Here is a 21,976-nt window from a genome sequence, read left to right on the forward strand (position 1 = left end):
TAACACAGTTATTTGGTGGCGCTAGACCCAATACAGCATTCATTTTAAATAAGCACAAAAACGCAATACTATTGATTAAAATCAAGGCATAAGTGCATTTTATAGCCACTTCGAGTAGATCTTAGAAAACCAAGCGATATCCGCTTTGTTTATTGCCGCTAATCATTATAATGAAGCACAAAAGACGAATTAATCGATCTGAGGTAATTACAGTGCAAAACAACAATAATGTCGATCCTGAAGAGATTGCAAAATTTGAAAAAATGGCAGCGACTTGGTGGGATCTAAATGGTGAATTCAAGCCCCTGCACAATCTTAATCCGCTGCGCCTCAATTATATCGATCAAACAGCTGGCGGTATCTTTGGTAAAAAGGTACTCGATGTCGGCTGTGGTGGCGGGATTTTATCTGAAAGCATGGCGCGTATTGGTGCTGATGTAACGGGCTTAGATATGGGTGAAGAACCGCTTGATGTTGCTCGTCTGCATGCATTAGACACGGGTGTTTCAATAAACTATATAAAAAACACCGCAGAAAACCATCGTGATCAGCACCGACAACAATATGATGTCATTACCTGTATGGAGATGCTTGAACATGTACCTGACCCAAGCTCAGTGATCCAAGCTTGCGCTGATATGGTAAAACCTGGCGGCTATGTTTTTTTCTCCACTATTAATAGAAACATTCGAGCCTATGTAGAAACCATCTTAGGTGCTGAATATTTATTAAAGATGCTGCCAGTCGGGACCCATGATCATAATAAGTTTATCAGGCCCTCGGAACTAATCGGCCTTGCTGATAATGCCGAGCTAATCTGCAACGATGCTGTAGGGATCACCTACAATCCAATTACTGATGTGTTTAAGTACACAAAAAGTTTAGAAGTCAATTATATGATAGCGACGACTAAAAATGACTGATTGTCACTTAACAAACAAGCGCCTCACCATTAAAGGGGTGCTTTTTGATCTTGATGGCACTTTAGCCGACACTGCACCAGATATGATTGAAGCGCTCAATATTAGCCTTGCACAGTTCGGTTTTGCTGCAGCTAATAGCAGTGAACTACGTTATCAAGCGTCACATGGTAGTTTAGCTTTAGTGCAAACCGCACTGCCTGAGCAAAACGAAGCGATGCATGCTCAAGTGCAATCAGCCCTGCTGAATAACTATCCCCAAGTAAACGGAAAGCACTGTCAGCTTTTCACTGGCTTAGAGATATTTTTAGAATTATTGTCAGAACACGACATTCCATTTGGGGTCGTCACCAATAAACCCGCCAGATTTACCCGACCACTGATGATTAAAATGGGTTTTGAAAAACGAATGCCTACCATCATAAGTGGCGACAGTACCTTGCATTCAAAGCCTCATACTGCACCGATGCAGCTTGCTGCGCAGCAATTATCTGTGCAACCTGAGCACATACTTTATCTTGGCGATGCAGAGCGAGACATGCAAGCAGCAAAGGCCAGCGGTATGCATGCAGGACTCGCTAAGTGGGGCTATATTGGCCCCAATGATGCAATAAATGACTGGCCAAGCGATATTAGTTTTGAAGATCCAAACTCTCTCACCGAGTGGTTGAAAAACCACCTGAGCATTTAAGCAACCAATCTCGTTTGCAAATGATGAAGATCGCTATGGGATCCAGCGATCTTCAACAAGTTTTTTAGCTGTTCAAATAATCTTCTTCGACGGAGAACTCAAATCAAAACAAGCTTCAAGGGTTAGCTATTACTAACCCTAATAATTATCCTCAAGATATCCACAACTTGTACCCATAATTCGTACTTGCAAAAATCCAATAACCTCACTATCTTGTACCTTAGAAATTTTAAAACACCATATATTGTGTGTGAGTGACAATCGTAGACACTAGTTAGCTGTTTGTGTCAACAGATTGGTTGCCACTGTTTTACAGTTTCATTTCGATGTTTACAGGGAAACGTACAGTGCGCCTTAATAGGTCACTTTCATCAATATAAGAACCAAGGTTTATCTTTAATGAATAGCAATATGACAGTCACAAAACGTAGTGGCGAACGTGAGACCATTGATCTTGACAAGATCCATCGTGTTATAGAATGGGCAGCGAAAGGACTCACCAATGTGTCAGTCTCTGAAGTTGAATTACGTTCTCACCTACAGTTTTTCGAAGGGATCCCTACTGAGGCGATCCATGAGACTATCATTAAAGCCGCTGCTGACTTAATCTCCCCAGAAGCGCCAGACTACCAATTTTTGGCAGCAAGACTCGCCATTTTCCACTTACGTAAGAAAGCATTCGGTCAATTTGAACCACCAAAACTTTTTGATCATGTGGTTAAACTCATTGAGTTAGGCAAATACGACGCACATATACTGGAAGATTATAGCCGCGAAGAGATCGACATTTTAGGCGGTTATATCGATCACTGGCGCGATATGAACTTTTCTTACGCTGCAGTTAAGCAGTTAGAAGGTAAGTATTTAGTTCAGAACCGTGTCACTCATGAAATTTATGAAAGCGCTCAGTTCCTTTATATCTTGGTTGCAGCATGTCTATTCGCAAAATATCCAAAAGAGACTCGTCTTAAATACATAAAAGATTTTTACGATGCGACCTCTACGTTCAAGATTTCGCTTCCTACGCCGATTATGGCGGGTGTTCGTACCCCTACTCGCCAATTTAGCTCATGTGTATTGATTGAGTGCGGTGACAGCTTAGATTCAATTAACGCGACATCATCTTCAATCGTTAAATATGTGTCACAGCGAGCAGGGATTGGCGTTAATGCAGGTCGTATTCGTGCATTAGGTAGTCCTATTCGCGGTGGAGAAGCATTCCATACAGGTTGCTTACCTTTTTATAAGTATTTCCAAACTGCAGTAAAATCTTGTTCGCAAGGTGGTGTTCGTGGCGGAGCTGCAACCCTGTTCTACCCTATTTGGCATTTAGAAGTTGAATCACTACTCGTGCTAAAGAACAACCGTGGTGTAGACGACAACCGTATCCGTCATTTAGATTACGGCGTTCAAATCAACAAGTTGATGTATCAACGCATGATCCAAGGTGGCATGATCAGCTTATTCAGCCCATCTGACGTTCCAGGTATGTATGATGCATTCTTTGAAGATCAAGATGAGTTTGAACGTCTTTATTTGAAGTATGAAGCAGACGAAAGTATTCGTAAGCAACAAATCAAAGCCGTCGAGCTGTTTTCATTAATGATGCAAGAGCGAGCTTCTACGGGTCGCATCTATATACAGAATGTCGACCACTGTAACACTCACAGTCCATTCGATTCTAAAGTGGCTCCGGTTCGCCAATCTAACTTATGTTTAGAGATTGCATTACCTACTAAGCCACTGAATAACATCAATGATCCTGATGGTGAAATTGCCCTTTGTACGCTTTCGGCGTTAAACCTAGGTGCAATTAAAAATCTAGAAGAACTTGAACCTTTAGCAGATCTTGCTGTTCGTGCACTGGACAACTTACTAGATTATCAAGATTACCCGATCATCTCTGCAGAAAAAGCATCGATGAACCGTCGTACGCTTGGTATCGGTGTTATTAACTTCGCTAACTACCTTGCTAAAGAAGGTGTTCGTTACTCTGACGGCTCAGCGAACAGCATTACCCATAAAACGTTCGAGGCGATTCAGTACTATTTGTTGAAAGCTTCAAACAATTTAGCAAAAGAGCAAGGCGCGTGCCCTTCGTTCCATGAAACAACTTACTCTAAGGGTATTTTGCCAATAGATACCTACAAGCGTGATCTTGATAAGATCTGTGATGAGCCATTACATATGGACTGGGAATCACTGCGCGAAGAGATTAAAACTCACGGCCTGCGTAACTCTACACTTTCAGCATTGATGCCATCAGAGACTTCATCTCAAATCTCTAACGCAACCAATGGTATTGAGCCTCCACGAGGTTTAATCAGCGTTAAAGCAAGTAAAGATGGCCAACTTAAACAAGTTGTTCCTGATTTTGATAAGTATCAGTACAGCTATGAGCTACTCTGGCAAATGCCGAACAATGACGGCTATATTCAGTTAGTTGGTTTGATGCAAAAGTTTGTTGATCAATCTATTTCGGCTAATACAAATTACGATCCGGGCCGTTTCCCTGATGGAAAAGTACCGATGAAGGTTCTGCTAAAGGATCTATTGACCGCATACAAATATGGTGTGAAAACACTTTACTATCACAATACCCGTGATGGAGCTTCAGATAGTCACGACGATATCACTGCCATTGAGGTAGAAGATGACAGTTGCGCTGGTGGCGCATGTAAGATCTAATCCTACGGATTTCATCACTCGTATTTAAACGTTAATTAAAGGGGGCTACGCCCCCATTATCGGAAGATAGAAAAATGGCCTACTCTACATTTTGTCAAACACCTAATAATGCAATGCTTGAGCCTATGTTTCTTGGGCAGTCTGTCAATGTTGCTCGTTATGATCAGCAGAAATATGAAGTTTTTGAAAAACTCATTGAAAAGCAGCTTTCATTTTTCTGGCGTCCAGAAGAAGTAGACGTAAGCAAAGATAAAATTGATTATGCCGCTTTGCCTGAGCATGAGAAGCATATCTTTATCTCAAACCTAAAATACCAAACACTACTTGATTCGATTCAGGGCCGCTCACCCAATGTTGCTTTCTTGCCATTGGTTTCACTGCCTGAACTTGAAACTTGGATTGAGACTTGGTCTTTTTCAGAAACGATTCATTCTCGTTCTTACACCCATATTATTCGTAACATCGTTAACGACCCATCTGTTGTTTTTGACGATATTGTCGAAAATGAAGAGATTTTAAAGCGTGCAACTGACATTGCAGCCTACTACGACAAGCTCATTAAATTGAGCCAAGCATTTCATTTGCATGGCGAAGGCAGCCATCAAATAGACGGTGAAGTCGTAGAAGTGACTAAGCGCGAAATTAAAAAGGCGCTCTATTTGTGTATGGTGTCGGTAAACGTACTCGAAGCGATTCGCTTCTATGTCAGCTTTGCTTGCTCATTTGCTTTTGCTGAACGTAATGTGATGGAAGGTAATGCTAAAATTATTCGCCTTATTGCCCGTGATGAAGCTTTGCACCTAAATAGTACCCAACATATTTTGAAGATTATGCATTTAGGTAAAGACGATCCTGAAATGGCAGAAATTGCAAAAGAGTGTGAACAAACTGCTATCGACATTTTTGTTAAAGCTGCTGAGCAAGAGAAAGAGTGGGCTAAATACCTGTTCAAAGACGGCTCTATGATTGGCTTAAATGAGCAAATCCTTTGTCAGTATGTTGAGTACATTACCAATGAGCGTATGAAAGCGGTTAATTTTGAATCGCCATATGCAGAGCAGAGCAACCCACTACCTTGGATGAAGAATTGGCTAGAGAGTGATGCGGTGCAGGTAGCGCCACAAGAAGTTGAAGTGTCATCTTATCTAGTTGGCCAAATTGATGCCTCTATTGATGAAGACGAGTTCTCTGACTTTGACCTTTAAAGCCGTCAGTTTTAGTCAAGCTAGTTTTAAAAAGGCTCCTATTGTCAGCCTGCAAGGTCAACCTGTGCTGTTGTTTAATCAACAGCACCTGACCTTGCTTGAGGCGCTAGAACAAAAAAAAGTGAGTACATTTTCAGAGTGCCGCAATGGCTTTTGTGGCCAATGTAAGACTAAAATTATTAGTGGTTCTGTCAGTTATATCACCGAACCACTGGTTACCTTAGAAGCCGACGAATGCCTGCCCTGCTGTTGTGTTCCTGATACTGACATCGATTTAGATCTATCTGTTGACGGCGCAGAGCTTGTTGGTAGAGCGATTAACACCAAGCAAGCTCAAACTTGTAACACATAATCAACGAAAACTGTTGTTTAATTGCAACCAGCATATACCCACCCGACTAAACACTTTAGGTTTCCGAGGCAAATTAACCACTCGTTGCACAATATACGAGTGCTTAAATTAATTTTGCCATACTCTTTTTATTTTTACATGATGCCCATCTAACATTAGCACCTTAGGCTAATATTAGATGGGGTTGATAATGACGCAAACTAAATAGAATTAATAGTTACGTTAGAGTGCAATTGCGAGTTCTGCGCCTTGGCGGATGGCGCGTTTAGCATCAAGCTCAGCGGCAACATCAACACCACCAATAAGATGCACAGGAATACCGGTTGACTTCATCTCGTCGACAAGTTCTGTGTTTGATACTTGGCCAGCACAGAGCACTACGTTATCAACAGCTAATATCTCTGGCTTGTCATCTACAGTTATGTGTAAACCTGCCTCATCAAATTTGTCATAGCTAACACCTGTTTTCATCGCGACTTGATGTTGTTTTAAAACAGAGCGATGGATCCAACCGGTAGTTTTACCTAATCCCTTACCCATCTTAGTCGTTTTACGTTGCAGTAAAACAACGTCACGGTGCTTATCGTCTAAAACGGGGTCTGTTAACCCTCCGGCATCTTTATACTCTTTGTCTATGCCCCACTGCTTTAACCACTTATTAGGGTTTAACGTTGACGACTCTTCCTCACAAAGATAATGAGCCATATCGAAACCAATACCACCGGCACCGATCAAAGCTACTTTCTGTCCTATTTGCACATCGCCGTTGAGCACTTGTTGGTAATCAACTACCTTGGGGTTATCAAAGCCCGGCAAATCAAGCGGTCTTGGTTTCACACCTGAAGACATAACTATTTCATCAAACTTTTCATCTCTTACAACACTGGCATCTAAACGAGTGTTTAACCGCAAATCCACCTTAAGTAGGTTGATTTGATTGAGGAAGTAGCGAATCGTTTCGTCAAACTCTTCTTTGCCTGGGATCTTTCTAGCTAAATTAAATTGACCGCCAACTTCAGATTTGGCTTCAAATAGTACGACTTCATGACCACGAGTAGCCGCATAAATGGAAAACGCCATACCAGCGGGACCCGCTCCCATTACTGCTATACGCTTTTTTACTTTCGCAGGAGTAAAGTTCAGTTCAGTTTCGTAGCAAGCCCGTGGATTGACTAAGCAGGTTGCTCGTTTTAAAGCAAAAGTATGATCTAGGCAGGCTTGGTTACATCCAATACAGGTATTTATCAGTTCCGGAGTGTTAGCCTCTGCTTTGTTAACAAATTCAGCGTCGGCTAAGAATGGCCTTGCCATAGAGACCATATCCGCTTGCCCTGAAGCGATTATAGACTCACCAATTTCAGGAGTATTAATACGGTTGGTCGCGATGAGAGGAATACTCATCTCTTTCATCAGCTTCTCGGTAACCCAAGCAAATGCACCACGCGGTACACTGGTCGCAATAGTCGGTACTCGCGCCTCATGCCAGCCAATACCTGTGTTGATAATTGTCACTCCAGCACTTTCTAATGATTTAGCAAGCTGAACGACTTCATCCCATGTAGAACCGTTATCAACTAAGTCCAGCATCGACAATCTAAAAATAATAATAAAGTCATTACCGACTTTAGCGCGGATCTGCTTCACGATCTCTATCGGAAACTGGGCTCTATTTTCAAAAGCGCCGCCCCATTTATCGTTACGCTTATTGGTGCGAGAGCTGACGAACTGGTTAATAAGGTAACCTTCACTCCCCATCACTTCAACGCCATCGTAACCTGCTTTTTTAGCTAATGCAGCGCTAGTGGCGTAGTCTTTAATGGTACCTTCTACCTGCCTTGTAGACATTTTAGAAGGTGTAAAAGGTGTAATCGGTGACTTGATTTTGCTCGGTGCTTGTGAAAATGGATGATAGCCGTATCGGCCAGCGTGCAGAAGCTGCATGCAGATCTTACCGCCAGCATCATGAACGGCTTTGGTCACTACTGTATGCTTTTTCACCTGCCATGGGAAACTTAATTGACAAGCGTTTGGTGCGAGCCTACCACGTAAATTGGGTGATATACCGCCGGTGACAATTAACCCCACTCCGCCCAGTGCACGCTCTTTATAAAACGCTGCCAGTTTCTCAAAGCCGCCCTTTTCTTCTTCTAAACCGGTATGCATTGAGCCCATCAATACGCGGTTTTTTAACTGGGTGAAACCCAGATCTAAGGGTTCTAATAAATGCGGAAACGACATTCAAACATCCTTTTTAAACAAGTGATTTAATTCAGCATACCTTGTGTCAGCAATAAGCTCAATAAGTGAGTGATCAGATTCCTTTACAATTGAGTTTTCCCTTCTATTGCATTTTCAGTTAGCATTATCCTAATTCGGATTTAAAGGAGTGGCTAATGCCCGCTAAACCCTCAGTTTTTAAAAGGATATTTCTGCTTTGCTGGAATATTGTTAATGGCACAAGAAAACTATTTTTAAACCTCATTTTTTTCGGTTTAATTATTGCGCTTATCGTCACCCTTAGCAGTGAAGAAACGTTAAAAGTTGAAGATGGTTCAGCGCTAGTACTTAATCTGTCTGGCACCATTGTTGACCAAAAACGTCGAGTTGATCCTATAGAAGCTGCCATGAAAAGCGGCAGTGCAAAAGATGGTAGCGGCGAAATACTATTATCTGATGTCATCGATGTCGTGAACAATGCCTCATCCGATGCAAGAATTAGCCAATTGGTACTCGATCTAGGCCAGCTACGCGGCACAGGCATGAGTAAACTGCAATCCATAGGCGATGCATTAAACAACTTTAAAGAAACAGGTAAACCGATCGTTGCGCATGCTAATTGGTTTGGACAAAATCAATACTTCTTAGCAAGTTATGCCGACAGCATCTATCTCAACCCACAAGGTAGTGTAGAGATAGAAGGCCTCGGTCGTTACCGCCAGTATTTTAAGTCGGCGTTAGATAAACTTAAAATCAAAGCGCATGTTTTTAGAGTTGGTACCTTTAAATCTGCTGTAGAACCGTTTATTCGTGATGACATGTCTGACGCGGCGAAAGAAGCCAACTTGGCACTTTTAAATGATTTATGGGAAAGTTACAGCACTACAGTTGGGCAAAACCGCGATATAGCCGCTAAGCAATTATCGTTATCTGCCAAAGAGTATTTGGCAGAACTCGACAAAGCTGACGGCCAATCCAGCCAGATGGCACTTAACCTGAACTGGGTTGATGAGCTAAAAACAGCTGAAGAGTTTCGCTTAAGTATGGTTGACGCTGTCGGAAAATCTGCTGATGGTGAATCCTTTAAACAAATTGATTTCTACGATTATCTTTCTGTCACTGCAAGTCATCCCCTTTTATTGGCTGATAATAAAATCGGTATTATTGTCGCCAAAGGCAAGATATTAAACGGCTCACAACCTGCCGGAGAGATTGGCGGCGAAAGTACGTCAGAGTTACTGCGTAAAGCTCGGTTTGATGATTCTATCAAGGCTGTAGTACTTCGAGTTGATAGCCCTGGCGGTAGTGCATTTGCATCAGAGCAGATCCGCCAAGAGGTGTTAGCATTGAAAGCCGCTAATAAACCAATTGTCGTCAGTATGGGCAGCTATGCAGCTTCTGGTGGTTATTGGATCTCTGCGAGTGCTGACTATATCTACGCCACTCCAACAACGTTAACGGGCTCGATTGGTATTTTTGGTATGGTTACTACCTTTGAAGACTCGCTCGCAAGTATTGGTGTGCACACTGATGGTGTCGCGACCTCTGATTGGGCAGGCTTTTCTGTCACTAAAGGGATGTCTCCTGAGATTGGTGCTGTTATTCAACGTCACATCGAGCGAGGTTATAAAGACTTTATATCTCTAGTCGCGACAGAGCGTGATATGAGCCTAGAGCAAGTGGACAGTATTGCACAAGGTAGAGTATGGACCGGTCGCAAAGCGCTTGAACTTGGTTTAGTTGATGGAATAGGCGATCTGCAAAACGCTGTAACTCATGCCGCGGAGCTAGCGCAAATTGATCATTTTGATACTGAAGTGATTCAACAAGAGTTATCACCACAAGAGCTATTTATCCAAGAGATGTTCGCATCAGCGGCAGTGTATATACCCAATAGCCTAACTCAAACCACCATGTTACAAAGGCTCATTGGCGAGTTTTCTAGTGTAGCTGAAACATTACAAACATTTGATGACCCTAATGGTGTCTATTTGTATTGTGATACCTGTACTGACTAACACTTCTATGTACAACGCTTAGCAAACTATTATTAAATAAAGCCCAGTTTTACTGGGCTTTATTCTATCTGCACCTTTATAATCACCCTATTGTGCTCAAAAACAAAAATAACATGACTAAACGCTGTATATACGTAGCCTACACAGGCGGAACCATTGGTATGCAAAAAACTAAACAGGGCTTTGCTCCTGTGGCGGGTTTTTTAACTGAATGTGTTAAAGCTATGCCTGAGTTTTACCATGAAGAGATGCCGGACTTTGTCATCAGCGAATACTCGCCGCTTATCGACTCTTCGGATATGGCCCCTACTGATTGGCAAATGATTGCTAATGATATAAAGGCTAACTACGACAAGTATGATGGCTTTGTTATTCTCCATGGTACCGATACCATGGCGTATACAGCATCTGCACTGTCTTTCATGTTACAAGGCTTGTCAAAACCAGTCATCGTTACCGGCTCGCAGATCCCATTAGCTCAGCTTCGCTCTGATGGCCAGACAAACTTGCTAAACGCACTTTATATTGCAGCAAACTATCCGGTTGCTGAGGTCTGTTTATTCTTCAACAATAAGCTATTTAGAGGCAACCGCACCACCAAAGCCCATGCCGATGGTTTTAATGCGTTTGCTTCACCTAACTTTCCATTACTATTGGAAGCCGGAATAAAGATCCGTTGGCATGCTGGTAAGCGAGCAGATGAAAACCCAAGTAAGCCATTGGAAGTGATTAATATTAGTCCTCAACCCATAGGTGTCGTTACTCTGTATCCGGGGATAAATACTGAAATTTTTGCCAATGTTTTACAACAACCGGTAAAAGCGCTGATACTATTAACCTTTGGCGTTGGCAACGCTCCGCAGACACCTGCATTACTTAAGACACTCAGAGATGCGCATGATCGTGGAATAGTGTTAGTAAACCTAACTCAGTGTCTACAAGGTAAAGTCAATATGGGCGGTTATGCAACAGGAAATGCTCTGGCGTCAGCAGGTGTTATCAGTGGTTATGATATGACCACTGAAGCAGCTCTGGCCAAGTTGCACTATTTGCTATCTACAGATCTGACACCTGAAGCTATCCGAGCAGCAATGGAGCAATCTATTGTCGGTGAATTAACCCAAGACTAAGCAAGTGTATATTTTAAATAAAGAAGCCGCTCCTGAAAGAGCGGCTTTTCTTTTATCGCTATGACTTAAAGCTCTTTTTCTTTAAATTCAGCAATTGAGTCGCCTTTAAACTGCTTTTTAAGTTCAGACTTAGACAACTCATTGACCTGCCCTTCACTATTAATAGTAAAGTGCTCAGTTTGGGTCAGCTTCCTGGCTTGATAAAGCATAACGACCTGCTGAGTTGAAGCACGCTGCTCTTGGGTCAATACCGTTCCATCTTCCCACTTACCAAGCTCTACAGCACTCAATAAACGCTCATAGACTTCGGTAGGCATCTCGTCGATGACTTTATTAATATCTGTCATACTTTTTTCCGTTTATGGAGCACGATTTGTACTCTAGTTATCAAGTAGCCAACAAAGCCTAAGGCAAATGCGCCGCCAGCAACCGTTGCACGGGCACCTTCAGCGGGCTCTCCTCCCCAGAACCAAGTCACTACACCGCCAATAAATAACGTAAGCGCGAGAAAGCTTTGGTTCATTAATTGGTTAGAGCGCTTAATGTGGCTAATAACCTGCAAGCTTTCATTATCAGCAGAAATATTTGCCTTACAATGCGAGCACTGTTTTGCCATGCTTGAAATACGCTCGCCACAGCTGGGGCATTTAACTAACGCCATTTATTCACCTCTGCCGTCATCATTCACTACTTCAATTTGTCTACGACTGCATTCATTGCAATGAGGGATGCCTCACCAAGATATATACAGCGTTCAGGTGACCAACCAGCCATAAGGTCTGGCATATTATCGTTGTCCTTAAAAGGCATTTCTAAGGTATTAGAGAGACAACCGAATGTATGAGCAACCCAATTAGAACCAACTGTTAGGTTTGCTTGGCCAGGCTGGTCTTTATCATAGCCAAACTCAGTTTGAAAATCTGGGCTCGCCAGTTGCAATGCATCGACGAACGCTTGCTGACGTTCAGCATCTTCTTTGGTGTAAGCCGGAACGCCTTCACAGCCAGCCAAGAATACGAAAGGTAACCCTTCATCGCCGTGAACATCATAAAAAAGATCAACGCCTGTCTCTTTCATTTTGTTAACGACGTAAAATACCTCTGGGCTTTTTTCTAATGAAGGTGACTGCCATTCACGGTTTAAGTTTGTACCTACCGCATTGGTTCGAAGGTGGCCACGAACACTTCCGTCAGGATTCATATTTGGAACGATGTAGAAGTTTGCTTTATCAAGCAATGATTTTGCTGTAGGACAATCGCTATCCAATAGGTTATTGATTAAGCCTTCAACTAACCACTCAGCCATCGTTTCACCTGGATGCTGACGCGCTGTGATCCAGATGTTAGCTTTTTCTTCATCACCATCACCGACTTTAATCAGCGTCATGTCGCGCTCATCTAATGTTAAGCCTAAATGCTCTAAACTAACCTGCGGATGTACTTGCACAGCAGCAAGCAGATCTTGATGACGTTCGTAGCTATAAGGTGCGAAATAAGCTATTTGGATAGCATCGCAATCTAAGTCTACTTCGATTGTTAATTTACCGTCTTGATAAGTGGTTGGCAGTCTAAACCAGCTCTGTCTGTCATAGGTCGCTACAGCTTGATAGTCGTCCCAGCCTTTAACATATGAAGCTTTATCCGCATTTATGATATTAAGTGTGTACTGAGTGCCAACTACACCGTCTAGTTTAAAGTTAAACCACTGGAAAAACTCACCACCTTCATCGGGACGTATGGCAAGTTGCACATCATCTTTATTGTCTGCGTTGATTACTTCTATGTTTCCGCCATCAAAATTCGCGCTAATACGCATAACACTTCCTTTTTACTGTTTAGGGCTGTGATCAGCTAGATATCAATCTTTGCGCTATAGAATAAACCAAAACGTGATAAGGAGCAGCCAAAAGCGTGCAATAACCGCTAAAAATCACGGTTCTGTAAGGTTTACGTTGCACTAACGTCCAATACAGAGCTTTACCCACAACCTTAAATTCCATACAATCGCTGCAATTCGTAGAGATAGAGGGAGTTAAGCCCTCATTAGAAATTGCATTCGTAAAAGAACGGAGAAAAAAATGACCCAAGCTAGACATTGTAACTTACTTATTCTGGGTTCAGGCCCTGCAGGCTATACAGCCGCAGTATACGCCGCTCGCGCCAACCTAAAGCCCGTAATGATCACGGGTATGCAGCAAGGTGGACAACTTACGACGACTACTGAAGTTGAAAATTGGCCTGGTGATGCAGATGATCTTACCGGTCCTGCTCTGATGGAGCGTATGCAGAAGCACGCTGAAAAGTTTGAAACAGAAATTATTTTTGATCACATCAATGAAGTTAACTTAAATGTGCGCCCTTTCCAGCTTAAAGGCGATAATGGCGAGTTTACTTGTGATGCATTGATTGTTTCAACAGGTGCATCTGCGATGTACTTAGGGTTAGATTCTGAAGAGGCTTTTAAAGGGCGCGGCGTTTCAGCTTGTGCTACTTGTGATGGTTTCTTCTACCGTAACCAAAAGGTTGCTGTAATTGGTGGCGGTAATACCGCTGTAGAAGAAGCACTTTATCTAAGCAATATCGCATCAGAAGTACACTTGATACACCGTCGTGATACTTTCCGTAGCGAAAAAATCCTTACGAAACGTTTAATGGATAAGGTGGAAAGCGGTAACATCATTTTGCATTTAGACAATACGCTTGAAGAAGTTGTTGGTGATGCAATGGGCGTTAATGGCCTTAAGATGAAAAGCACTAAAGATGGCAGCATCAAAGATCTCGAAGTTGCTGGCGTGTTCGTTGCTATCGGCCACAGTCCAAACACAGCGATGTTTGAAGGTCAATTAGAGATGAACAATGGCTACATTAAAGTCGAAAGTGGCTTAAATGGTAATGCAACACAAGCAAGCATTGAAGGCGTTTTTGCTGCAGGAGACGTAATGGATCAGCATTACCGTCAAGCAATTACCTCTGCCGGTACAGGTTGTATGGCAGCGCTGGATGCAGAGCGTTACTTAGACGCCAAGTAGACTAGCCTAAGCGTTACTGAAAGAGCAGGCTTTTTGCCTGTTTTTTTGTATCTGAAATCTGCACATTGATAAGTGCTACGCATCAACTGCCTTCGACCGGTAACTATTAACTATTAACTATTAACTATTAATCAAACATTATTTAAATTAATAGTTTACTCCATTGTTTTAACGAGCAAATTCCAGATACAAAAAAGGGAGCCCTAGGGCTCCCTTTTTACAAGAATCAAAGCTAATTACTTAGCTAAAGCTTCTTTTGCTTTTTCTACTAAAGTTGTAAATACAACTTTATCAAAAACAGCGATGTCAGCCAGGATCTTACGATCGATTTCAATAGAGGCTTTTTTCAAACCATTAATGAAACGGCTGTAAGACAGACCATTTTGACGAGAAGCCGCATTGATACGTGCAATCCAAAGTTGACGGAATTGACGTTTCTTCTGACGACGGTCACGGTAAGCATATTGACCAGCTTTAGTTACTGCTTGAACAGCAACACGGTAAGTACGAGAGCGAGCTCCGTAATAACCTTTGGCTAGTTTGAGTACTTTCTTGTGACGAGCACGAGCGGTTACACCACGCTTAACTCTAGGCATTGTTCATTGCTCCTTTAATTAAGCGTATGGTAGTTGACGTGCAATTGCTGGCACATCAGACTTAGCTACTTGACATTTTGCACGTAAGTGACGTTTACGCTTAGTGCTCTTCTTGGTCAAAATATGACGTAAATGGGCTTGCTTGCGTTTAAAACCATTAGCAGTTTTCTTAAAACGCTTCGCTACACCCTTGTCTGTTTTCATTTTAGGCATTGCTAAAACTCCGCATTGGGACAATTAATAAAACGCAAGGCGAGCAGAGACCTTAACAGACCCCTGCTACTTTTATGGTTGCCTTACTATTTCTTTTTCGGCGCAAGAACCATGACAGCTTGGCGACCTTCCATTTTAGGGAAAGACTCCACGACTGCAATTGCTTCCAAATCAGCTTTGATACGGTTCAAAAGATCCATACCTAGGCTTTGGTGAGCCATCTCACGACCACGGAAACGAAGCGTTACTTTCGCTTTGTCGCCGTCTTCTAGAAAACGAGTCAGGTTGCGTAGTTTTACCTGGTAGTCGTTTTCATCTGTACCGGGACGGAATTTAATTTCCTTCACCTGTACAATTTTCTGCTTCTTTTTTTGTTCCTTTTGAGCTTTCGCTTTATCAAAAAGGAACTTACCGTAGTCCATTACACGGCAAACCGGCGGCTCGGCATTAGGGCTAATTTCTACTAGATCAACACCCGCTTCGTCAGCAACTTCCTGTGCTTCTCTAATAGTTAAGATACCTAATTGCTCACCGTCAAGACCGTTCAAACGGACTTCTGATACACCAGTGATGAGCTCGTTTATTCTATTCGGGGCCGCCTGGCGCCCTGCTGTTTTTTTGATCTTTATGACCTAATCCTCCAACAAATTGAGACTACGGAGCGAAATTTCATTCTTGAGCTTAGTCGCAAATTCTTGGATTTGCATTTTACCTAAGTCAACACCATCTCGGGTGCGCACCGCGACTTCCTTATTTTCCATTTCTTGATCACCAACGACCAATAAATAAGGGACACGCCTTAACGTGTGCTCGCGTATTTTAAAGCCTATTTTCTCATTCCTCAAGTCTTTAGTTGCACGAATTCCATGTTCTTTGAATAAATTAACGACTTCATCCACATAATCAGACTGTTTATCGGTAATATTCATTACTATAACTTGCTGTGGAGCCAACCAAGTTGGGAATTTCCCAGCATACTCTTCTATAAGAATACCCAAGAAGCGCTCTAAAGAACCTAAAATCGCGCGGTGGATCATTACAGGAGTCTGACGACTATTGTCTTCAGCCACGTAAGTTGCACCTAAACGACCAGGTAATGCGTAATCTAATTGTACCGTTCCGCACTGCCATGCGCGATCTAAACAATCATGAAGTGTGAATTCAATCTTAGGCCCGTAAAACGCGCCCTCGCCTGGAAGAATTTCAAACTCGATGTCGTTAGATTTAAGCGCTTGCTTTAATGCTTCTTCCGCTCGGTCCCACATATCGTCATCGCCGATACGTTTTTCAGGACGAGTAGATAGCTTAACCACGATATTCTTGAATCCAAATGTTTCGTAGGTGTCATACACCATTTGAATACAAGCACTCACTTCCTGCTGAACTTGCTCTTCTGTACAGAAAACATGTGCATCATCTTGAGTAAAACCACGAACGCGCATCAAGCCATGTAATGAACCTGACGGCTCGTTACGATGACAACAACCAAATTCAGCCATGCGTAATGGTAAATCACGGTATGACTTAAGACCTTGGTTAAAGATTTGAACATGTCCAGGACAGTTCATAGGCTTAATGGCATATTCACGACTTTCTGAATTGGTAGTGAACATTCCATCGGCATACTTATCCCAATGACCTGAGCGTTCCCACAAGACCCGATCCATCATCAACGGACCTTTAACCTCTTGGTATGTGTACTGGCCAAGCTTTTGACGGATGAACTTTTCAAGTTCTAGGAACAAACTCCATCCATCATTGTGCCAAAACACCATACCTGGAGCTTCTTCTTGCATATGGTAAAGATCGAGTTGCTTACCAATTTTGCGATGGTCGCGCTTTGCAGCTTCTTCTAAACGGTTAAGATGCACTTTAAGTGCTTTCTTATCAGCCCAAGCTGTACCGTATATGCGTTGCAGCATTTTGTTATCAGAGTTACCACGCCAGTATGCGCCAGCAACACTCATCAACTTAAAGTTTTGACAAAACTTCATGTTCGGTACGTGCGGACCACGGCACATATCGACATATTCTTCGTGGTGATAAAGCGCAGGAGATGCATCTTTACTGATGTTCTCATCAAGAATTTCAATCTTGTAGCTCTCACCGCGAGCTTCAAAGGTATCACGCGCTTCTTGCCAGCTGACTACACGCTTATCGACCGCATAGTTAGTTTTAGCAAGTTGAGTCATGCGCTTTTGCAGCGCATCAATATCTTCCTGGGTTAATTTATGTTCTAAGTCGATGTCATAGTAAAAACCGTTGTCGATAACTGGACCAATCGCCATTTTAGCTTCAGGCCAAAGCTGTTTAAAAGCATGACCAAGCAAATGTGCACAAGAGTGGCGAAGGATCTCTACACCCTCATCGTCTTTAGCTGTGATGATTGACAGCTCAGAATCGGTATCAATGATATCGCAAGCATCTTTTAGCTCACCATTAACACGTCCAGCAATACAAGCTTTTGCAAGACCTGGACCAATATCGGCAGCAACATCTAAAGTAGAAACGGGTTGAGCAAACTCGCGTTTGCTTCCATCAGGAAGTGTAATTACAGGCATGATTGTTCCTTTTCCAGTGGTGACCCCCACGTAGGGCCACTTGGGTTTAATAAATAAGAGTTATAACGCCACTGAGACAAGACCGTACAGGAGTCTATGTTTTCCAACGCGTAAGCGCGTAATTCTAAGGGATAGCGCCTAGTTGATGCAAGTTTTACCTTTATATTAGTTTTTCTAATCCAAATAATAAGAAAAGGTCATAAAAGACGATAGGAAATATTAGCTAACTGTCACATAAACATCATTCTTTATCGCTAATCTAGCCGCGTCTAATCAAGGAGGACATTATGATAAACGTAATAATACTGACAGCGGCACTTTCTACTATTAGTGCTGACGTTAACCAACAGATGGCATCGGAAATGACAATAACAGATAAAACTACTTTAAAGATGGAGCTAGAACAGCAGATAAATGCCAACATGGCGACACTCACTGAGCAATTAGATAAAAACATTACAGAGAGTACATTCAATGTGGCTCTTAAGTTAAAACAAATACGGACTACTTATATAGTGCAAGAAAAATCGACATTTATCGTTGCTGAATGATCGATACTAGAATTTTGGCTGGCTAATTAAGTAATAGATTGTGTGGAGAATATTTATAAGGCGATAATGACAGCTAATTTACTAATCGTTTAGGGATCACGTCATGGACAAATGGGCACTCATCACCGGAGCAGCAAAACGGATTGGCTATTGTATTGCTAAGCAGTTGCATGCCGATGGGCTTAACATCATTGTTCACTACAGCAAATCCAGAAACGAAGCGATAGCGTTACAGTCAGAACTGAACCACATTAGGCCTAATTCTGCACAAATTATGCAGGCCGAACTGAACAATCAATTTGAACTAGAAAAATTTGTAGCTATGTTAAAGGTGAAATCTTTACCTATAAGTATATTAATAAATAATGCGGCTGAATTTTATCCTACTCCGTTAGGTAATACCGATTATCAAACAGCACAACAACTACTTGCAACAAACCTACTCGCGCCCTATTTACTCGCTGAGCAGTTAGCGCCTTTTCTAAAACAGCATAGCGGGTGCATCATCAACTTAATTGATATTCATGCTAGGCGCCCATTAAAAGATCATGGGCTATACTCTATTTCAAAGGCAGCACTTGAGATGGCAACGCTTTCTCTGGCACAAGAACTTGCACCTGACATCCGTGTAAATGGAGTCGCTCCAGGCGCAATACTCTGGCCAGAACTATCTAATGATGACTCTCAACAGCATGTCTTAGCTGAGATCCCTTTAGCAAAACTCGGTCAAGCTGAGGACATCGCTAAACTGGTATCTCACTTAGTGGGCGCACCCTATATCTCAGGACAGATAATTGCAGTAGATGGAGGGCGAAGCGCAGTCGGATTTACGGGAGCTTAATATGCGATTTATTAACAAAACGATTTCATGCCCGCATTGCGGTCATCATCAACACCTCAATATAGATGCTACCGCTGGCGATCAAGAATACTATGAAGATTGTCGAGTGTGCTGTAACCCTATTCATATGCGAATGCACATCGATGAGTCACGTTTAAAAGTAGAGCTTTATATTGACTCTGATGACGAACAAATTTATTAGTCAATCCGCTATTTGAACATCAAACAGCGGAGAAACATTTTAGCTAGTTAGCAAAGCGCTTTGCTAACACCCTCTCGACGGTATCGACTATCGCCTGTGTTTGGCTGTCTATCTCTATGTTCAATTTGTCCCCTGCTGCATACTGTTCTAAATTGGTTAACTTCAGCGTTTCAGGGATCAAATGCAGCATAAAACTGGTCTCTGTCACTTCACCTACGGTCAAACTGCAACCATTAACGCCAATAAAACCTTTATAAAGGATATAGTTCATCCATTTTGGCTCAACAGATAAACAAATATCATAATGCGATTCAGTTTTGCTGACTGATTTTAACTCAGCTTGAGTGTGTACATGACCAGATAAAATATGCCCGCCAATCTCACTTCCAAACGTTAATGAACGTTCGATGTTAACCTGTGAACCAGATCTCAGATTTGCTAGGTTAGTTAGTTTGAGAGTCTCTTCCATTACATCGAAAAACACCCTATCATCTTCTATTCTTGTAACTGTTAAACAAACACCGTTATTTGCGACACTTGCCCCTAGTGAAAGTCCCTCGCGCAAATCCGGTCCAATAGCGATTTGTAACGTATTTAATCCTGGTTTTTTATCTATCGCTAACACTTCGCATGTTGCTTGAACTATACCTGTAAACATTTTATCTCTCGTAAGTATTAAGGGCTCACTCAATGAACCATTCTGGCTTTCAAGCCAAACGCTTAATTCAATTAGCACTACCAGTGCTAATTGCCCAAGTTACCCAAACCATGATGGGCTTTATCGACACAGTAATGGCTGGTCGTGTCAGTGCTGTTGATATGGCGGCGGTTGCTATTGGCTCTAGTCTTTGGTTGCCGGCACTGTTATTTGTGCAAGGCCTGCTTATGGCTTTTACGCCAGTATTTGCCCACCATCATGGCGCTGACAATCAAAAGGCAATACAACCATTAGCATTCCAAGCAGGATATATTGCCATAATAGGCAGCGCGGGTGTGATGTTCTTTCTCTCACTTGCCGACAATATTTTAGACCTAATGGATTTAGAACCAGAACTTGCAGCCCTCAGTGTAGGTTATCTCGATGGCTTTATGTGGGGCGTGCCGGCCTTTGTGTTATACCAAGTTCTCCGTGGATGTAGCGAAGGGATCTCTTACACGTTACCAACTATGGTCATCGGTTTTGTTGGCTTAGCCGTTAATATACCCGCTAACTACATCTTCATTTACGGGCACTTTGGTGTTCCGGCTATGGGGGGCGCTGGTTGTGGTATCGCTACGGCGTTGGTTTTCTGGGCAATGTTTATTGCAATGATTATCTATATGCAGGTTAACGCAAAATTTAAAGAACTCGCGCCCTTTAAGTCATTTCATCTACCAGATATAAAAGTCATGACCGATATGACAAAACATGGCTTTCCAATCGCCATGGCTCTTTTCTTCGAAGTAAGCTTATTTGCAATTATCGCCCTATTACTCGCACCGCTAGGCGCAACCGTTGTCGCGGGGCATCAGATTGCACTTAACTTTTCATCCATCGTGTTTATGCTGCCACTATCTATTGGTATCGCAGTATCAATACGTGTTGGATACTATTTGGGTCAGGATAAACCCGAGATATCTGCGATGATCACCCGACTAGGACTCATCATCTCTTTTTCTCTTGCAGTATTTACCGCCATTATTACGGTGCTATTTAGGCAAGAAATTGCTTTGCTATATAACGACGACCCTGAAGTTATCACTTTAGCTGTTAGTTTGATGCTCTTTGCTGCTATCTACCAGCTGTCCGATGCTGTACAGGTTGTAACGGCGGGTGCATTACGTGGTTATAAAGATACTAGAAGTGCTTTTTATATTACTTTAGTTGCTTATTGGGGCATTGGCATGACACTTGGCTATACATTGGCTAGAACCGACCTCATTGTGCCAGCTATGGGAGCCCAAGGATTTTGGATTGGACTGATAGCAGGACTGACTGCTGCTGCAATACTATTCGCTATGCGCTTGAGGTATATCCAAAAAAGAGGTGTTATCACCTCAACGATGTAAGATTTTTACTAATAGTTTGCTTAAAACGCCTAATCAACATACAAGTTGACCAGCAAAGCAGCATTTAATGCAAAAGATTGTTTTTTTACTTGCACCCATCCCGCATCGACCGTACTATAGCGCTCGTTCCAAGGCGTCAGCCAACAGAACAAGCAATATAAACAGTCGCGGGATGGAGCAGTATGGTAGCTCGTCGGGCTCATAACCCGAAGGTCGTTGGTTCAAATCCAGCTCCCGCAACCAATACAACCGTAGCTCAGTTGGTTAGAGCACTACCTTGACATGGTAGGGGTCGGTGGTTCGAATCCACTCGGTTGTACCACTTTGTTTATATTCAAATGTTTAAAATACAACCGTAGCTCAGTTGGTTAGAGCACTACCTTGACATGGTAGGGGTCGGTGGTTCGAATCCACTCGGTTGTACCAATTCTTATTAGTTGAATTCAAATACTAAGTTTTATCGAAACATCCGGACGCGGGATGGAGCAGTATGGTAGCTCGTCGGGCTCATAACCCGAAGGTCGTTGGTTCAAATCCAGCTCCCGCAACCAATTCTTTATTAGTAGAATTAAAACAACTATAGCGTTTACAAGGACGCGGGATGGAGCAGTATGGTAGCTCGTCGGGCTCATAACCCGAAGGTCGTTGGTTCAAATCCAGCTCCCGCAACCAATTCTTTATTAGTAGAATTAAAACAACTATAGCGTTTACATG

Annotated in this window: 21 protein-coding genes and 5 tRNA genes; 17 read left to right on the top strand and 9 right to left on the bottom strand. The window is 42.5% G+C overall.

Annotated elements, in window-relative coordinates:
- The first annotated feature begins 212 nt into the window (after nucleotides 1–212).
- The 5 genes from ubiG to yfaE all read left to right on the top strand — a co-directional run bounded on the left by ubiG (nucleotide 213) and on the right by yfaE (nucleotide 5,856).
- Nucleotides 213–923, top strand: a complete 711-nt coding sequence (ubiG, locus tag K5R16_RS15810; RefSeq protein ID WP_220738514.1) for a bifunctional 2-polyprenyl-6-hydroxyphenol methylase/3-demethylubiquinol 3-O-methyltransferase UbiG — start codon at nucleotides 213–215, stop codon at nucleotides 921–923.
- Nucleotides 916–1,611: an HAD family hydrolase gene (locus tag K5R16_RS15815; RefSeq protein WP_220738515.1), complete on the top strand. Its 696-nt coding sequence runs from the start codon at nucleotides 916–918 to the stop codon at nucleotides 1,609–1,611. Before ubiG ends, K5R16_RS15815 begins: the two co-directional genes overlap by 8 nt.
- A 399-nt stretch (nucleotides 1,612–2,010) precedes the next feature.
- Nucleotides 2,011–4,299, top strand: coding sequence for a class 1a ribonucleoside-diphosphate reductase subunit alpha (gene nrdA / locus K5R16_RS15820; protein WP_220738516.1), 2,289 nt, complete (start codon nucleotides 2,011–2,013; stop codon nucleotides 4,297–4,299).
- Nucleotides 4,300–4,373: 74 nt separating this feature from the next.
- Nucleotides 4,374–5,504: a class Ia ribonucleoside-diphosphate reductase subunit beta gene (gene nrdB / locus K5R16_RS15825; RefSeq protein WP_220738517.1), complete on the top strand. Its 1,131-nt coding sequence runs from the start codon at nucleotides 4,374–4,376 to the stop codon at nucleotides 5,502–5,504.
- Nucleotides 5,473–5,856, top strand: coding sequence for a class I ribonucleotide reductase maintenance protein YfaE (yfaE, locus tag K5R16_RS15830; protein WP_220738518.1), 384 nt, complete (start codon nucleotides 5,473–5,475; stop codon nucleotides 5,854–5,856). Before nrdB ends, yfaE begins: the two co-directional genes overlap by 32 nt.
- Nucleotides 5,857–6,078: 222 nt before the next feature.
- Here the strand turns inward: yfaE and K5R16_RS15835 are convergent, their stop codons facing one another.
- On the bottom strand, nucleotides 6,079–8,094 hold the full coding sequence (locus K5R16_RS15835) for an FAD-dependent oxidoreductase (RefSeq protein WP_220738519.1): 2,016 nt from the start codon (nucleotides 8,092–8,094) through the stop codon (nucleotides 6,079–6,081).
- 155 nt (nucleotides 8,095–8,249) lie between these two features.
- Here K5R16_RS15835 and sppA point away from each other — a divergent pair, with 155 nt between their 5' ends.
- Complete coding sequence (sppA, locus tag K5R16_RS15840) at nucleotides 8,250–10,091, top strand: signal peptide peptidase SppA (RefSeq protein WP_220738520.1); 1,842 nt, start codon at nucleotides 8,250–8,252, stop codon at nucleotides 10,089–10,091.
- Nucleotides 10,092–10,204: 113 nt separating this feature from the next.
- On the top strand, nucleotides 10,205–11,221 hold the full coding sequence (gene ansA, locus K5R16_RS15845; RefSeq protein WP_220738521.1) for an asparaginase: 1,017 nt from the start codon (nucleotides 10,205–10,207) through the stop codon (nucleotides 11,219–11,221).
- A gap of 65 nt (nucleotides 11,222–11,286) precedes the next feature.
- Here the strand turns inward: ansA and K5R16_RS15850 are convergent, their stop codons facing one another.
- The 3 genes from K5R16_RS15850 to K5R16_RS15860 are packed head-to-tail and all read right to left on the bottom strand — an operon-like array spanning nucleotide 11,287 to nucleotide 13,036.
- Nucleotides 11,287–11,568 carry a YeaC family protein gene (locus K5R16_RS15850; RefSeq protein ID WP_220738522.1) on the bottom strand — a complete coding sequence of 94 codons (282 nt, stop codon included), beginning with the start codon at nucleotides 11,566–11,568 and terminating at the stop codon, nucleotides 11,287–11,289.
- Nucleotides 11,565–11,882: a zinc ribbon domain-containing protein gene (locus K5R16_RS15855; RefSeq protein WP_220738523.1), complete on the bottom strand. Its 318-nt coding sequence runs from the start codon at nucleotides 11,880–11,882 to the stop codon at nucleotides 11,565–11,567. The genes K5R16_RS15850 and K5R16_RS15855 overlap by 4 nt, the downstream gene beginning before the upstream one ends.
- Nucleotides 11,883–11,908: 26 nt before the next feature.
- Nucleotides 11,909–13,036, bottom strand: coding sequence for a M14-type cytosolic carboxypeptidase (locus K5R16_RS15860; protein WP_220738524.1), 1,128 nt, complete (start codon nucleotides 13,034–13,036; stop codon nucleotides 11,909–11,911).
- A gap of 262 nt (nucleotides 13,037–13,298) precedes the next feature.
- Between K5R16_RS15860 and trxB the strand changes: the two genes are divergently transcribed.
- Nucleotides 13,299–14,249: a thioredoxin-disulfide reductase gene (gene trxB / locus K5R16_RS15865; RefSeq protein WP_220738525.1), complete on the top strand. Its 951-nt coding sequence runs from the start codon at nucleotides 13,299–13,301 to the stop codon at nucleotides 14,247–14,249.
- 236 nt (nucleotides 14,250–14,485) lie between these two features.
- On the opposite strand, the gene rplT is transcribed toward trxB, so the two are convergent.
- From rplT to thrS, 4 genes are all read right to left on the bottom strand, one after another.
- On the bottom strand, nucleotides 14,486–14,845 hold the full coding sequence (gene rplT, locus K5R16_RS15870; RefSeq protein ID WP_012325107.1) for a 50S ribosomal protein L20: 360 nt from the start codon (nucleotides 14,843–14,845) through the stop codon (nucleotides 14,486–14,488).
- Nucleotides 14,846–14,863: 18 nt separating this feature from the next.
- A complete protein-coding gene (gene rpmI, locus K5R16_RS15875; RefSeq protein ID WP_012142466.1) occupies nucleotides 14,864–15,058 on the bottom strand; it encodes a 50S ribosomal protein L35 in 195 nt (64 codons plus the stop codon).
- Between the two features lie 86 nt (nucleotides 15,059–15,144).
- On the bottom strand, nucleotides 15,145–15,687 hold the full coding sequence (gene infC / locus K5R16_RS15880; RefSeq protein WP_079891934.1) for a translation initiation factor IF-3: 543 nt from the start codon (nucleotides 15,685–15,687) through the stop codon (nucleotides 15,145–15,147).
- A gap of 3 nt (nucleotides 15,688–15,690) precedes the next feature.
- Complete coding sequence (thrS, locus tag K5R16_RS15885; RefSeq protein ID WP_220738526.1) at nucleotides 15,691–17,619, bottom strand: threonine--tRNA ligase; 1,929 nt, start codon at nucleotides 17,617–17,619, stop codon at nucleotides 15,691–15,693.
- A gap of 287 nt (nucleotides 17,620–17,906) precedes the next feature.
- On the opposite strand from thrS, the gene K5R16_RS15890 reads away from it, so the two are divergent.
- From K5R16_RS15890 to K5R16_RS15900, 3 genes are all read left to right on the top strand, one after another.
- Nucleotides 17,907–18,170 carry a hypothetical protein gene (locus K5R16_RS15890; protein ID WP_220738527.1) on the top strand — a complete coding sequence of 88 codons (264 nt, stop codon included), beginning with the start codon at nucleotides 17,907–17,909 and terminating at the stop codon, nucleotides 18,168–18,170.
- 103 nt (nucleotides 18,171–18,273) lie between these two features.
- The gene (locus tag K5R16_RS15895) at nucleotides 18,274–19,011 is read left to right on the top strand and encodes a pteridine reductase (protein WP_220738528.1); all 738 of its coding nucleotides are present in this window, start codon (nucleotides 18,274–18,276) and stop codon (nucleotides 19,009–19,011) included.
- A gap of 1 nt (nucleotide 19,012) precedes the next feature.
- Nucleotides 19,013–19,213 carry a CPXCG motif-containing cysteine-rich protein gene (locus tag K5R16_RS15900; protein WP_020912561.1) on the top strand — a complete coding sequence of 67 codons (201 nt, stop codon included), beginning with the start codon at nucleotides 19,013–19,015 and terminating at the stop codon, nucleotides 19,211–19,213.
- Between the two features lie 43 nt (nucleotides 19,214–19,256).
- Here K5R16_RS15900 and K5R16_RS15905 read toward each other — a convergent pair whose 3' ends face one another.
- Nucleotides 19,257–19,871 carry a riboflavin synthase subunit alpha gene (locus tag K5R16_RS15905; protein ID WP_220738529.1) on the bottom strand — a complete coding sequence of 205 codons (615 nt, stop codon included), beginning with the start codon at nucleotides 19,869–19,871 and terminating at the stop codon, nucleotides 19,257–19,259.
- A gap of 32 nt (nucleotides 19,872–19,903) precedes the next feature.
- Here K5R16_RS15905 and K5R16_RS15910 point away from each other — a divergent pair, with 32 nt between their 5' ends.
- The 6 genes from K5R16_RS15910 to K5R16_RS15935 all read left to right on the top strand — a co-directional run bounded on the left by K5R16_RS15910 (nucleotide 19,904) and on the right by K5R16_RS15935 (nucleotide 21,934).
- On the top strand, nucleotides 19,904–21,262 hold the full coding sequence (locus K5R16_RS15910; protein WP_220738530.1) for an MATE family efflux transporter: 1,359 nt from the start codon (nucleotides 19,904–19,906) through the stop codon (nucleotides 21,260–21,262).
- A 166-nt stretch (nucleotides 21,263–21,428) separates the two neighbouring features.
- Nucleotides 21,429–21,505 (top strand) — tRNA-Met (locus tag K5R16_RS15915).
- Nucleotides 21,506–21,507: 2 nt separating this feature from the next.
- A tRNA-Val gene (locus K5R16_RS15920) sits at nucleotides 21,508–21,584 on the top strand.
- Nucleotides 21,585–21,611: 27 nt separating this feature from the next.
- Nucleotides 21,612–21,688: transfer RNA gene (locus K5R16_RS15925), tRNA-Val, on the top strand.
- 48 nt (nucleotides 21,689–21,736) lie between these two features.
- A tRNA-Met gene (locus K5R16_RS15930) sits at nucleotides 21,737–21,813 on the top strand.
- 44 nt (nucleotides 21,814–21,857) lie between these two features.
- Nucleotides 21,858–21,934 (top strand) — tRNA-Met (locus K5R16_RS15935).
- Nucleotides 21,935–21,976: the final 42 nt, after the last annotated feature.

The sequence above is a fragment of the Shewanella sp. c952 genome, assembly GCF_019654975.1.
GTDB lineage: Bacteria > Pseudomonadota > Gammaproteobacteria > Enterobacterales > Shewanellaceae > Shewanella.

Coding starts and splice junctions, on each gene's coding strand:
- K5R16_RS15815 (WP_220738515.1), top strand. CDS start 916: ATGACTGATTGTCACTTAACAAACAAGCGCCTCACCATTAAAGGGGTG.
- nrdA (WP_220738516.1), top strand. CDS start 2,011: ATGAATAGCAATATGACAGTCACAAAACGTAGTGGCGAACGTGAGACC.
- nrdB (WP_220738517.1), top strand. CDS start 4,374: ATGGCCTACTCTACATTTTGTCAAACACCTAATAATGCAATGCTTGAG.
- yfaE (WP_220738518.1), top strand. CDS start 5,473: ATGAAGACGAGTTCTCTGACTTTGACCTTTAAAGCCGTCAGTTTTAGT.
- K5R16_RS15835 (WP_220738519.1), bottom strand. CDS start 8,094: ATGTCGTTTCCGCATTTATTAGAACCCTTAGATCTGGGTTTCACCCAG.
- sppA (WP_220738520.1), top strand. CDS start 8,250: ATGCCCGCTAAACCCTCAGTTTTTAAAAGGATATTTCTGCTTTGCTGG.
- ansA (WP_220738521.1), top strand. CDS start 10,205: ATGACTAAACGCTGTATATACGTAGCCTACACAGGCGGAACCATTGGT.
- K5R16_RS15850 (WP_220738522.1), bottom strand. CDS start 11,568: ATGACAGATATTAATAAAGTCATCGACGAGATGCCTACCGAAGTCTAT.
- K5R16_RS15855 (WP_220738523.1), bottom strand. CDS start 11,882: ATGGCGTTAGTTAAATGCCCCAGCTGTGGCGAGCGTATTTCAAGCATG.
- K5R16_RS15860 (WP_220738524.1), bottom strand. CDS start 13,036: ATGCGTATTAGCGCGAATTTTGATGGCGGAAACATAGAAGTAATCAAC.
- trxB (WP_220738525.1), top strand. CDS start 13,299: ATGACCCAAGCTAGACATTGTAACTTACTTATTCTGGGTTCAGGCCCT.
- rplT (WP_012325107.1), bottom strand. CDS start 14,845: ATGCCTAGAGTTAAGCGTGGTGTAACCGCTCGTGCTCGTCACAAGAAA.
- rpmI (WP_012142466.1), bottom strand. CDS start 15,058: ATGCCTAAAATGAAAACAGACAAGGGTGTAGCGAAGCGTTTTAAGAAA.
- thrS (WP_220738526.1), bottom strand. CDS start 17,619: ATGCCTGTAATTACACTTCCTGATGGAAGCAAACGCGAGTTTGCTCAA.
- K5R16_RS15890 (WP_220738527.1), top strand. CDS start 17,907: ATGATAAACGTAATAATACTGACAGCGGCACTTTCTACTATTAGTGCT.
- K5R16_RS15895 (WP_220738528.1), top strand. CDS start 18,274: ATGGACAAATGGGCACTCATCACCGGAGCAGCAAAACGGATTGGCTAT.
- K5R16_RS15900 (WP_020912561.1), top strand. CDS start 19,013: ATGCGATTTATTAACAAAACGATTTCATGCCCGCATTGCGGTCATCAT.
- K5R16_RS15905 (WP_220738529.1), bottom strand. CDS start 19,871: ATGTTTACAGGTATAGTTCAAGCAACATGCGAAGTGTTAGCGATAGAT.
- K5R16_RS15910 (WP_220738530.1), top strand. CDS start 19,904: ATGAACCATTCTGGCTTTCAAGCCAAACGCTTAATTCAATTAGCACTA.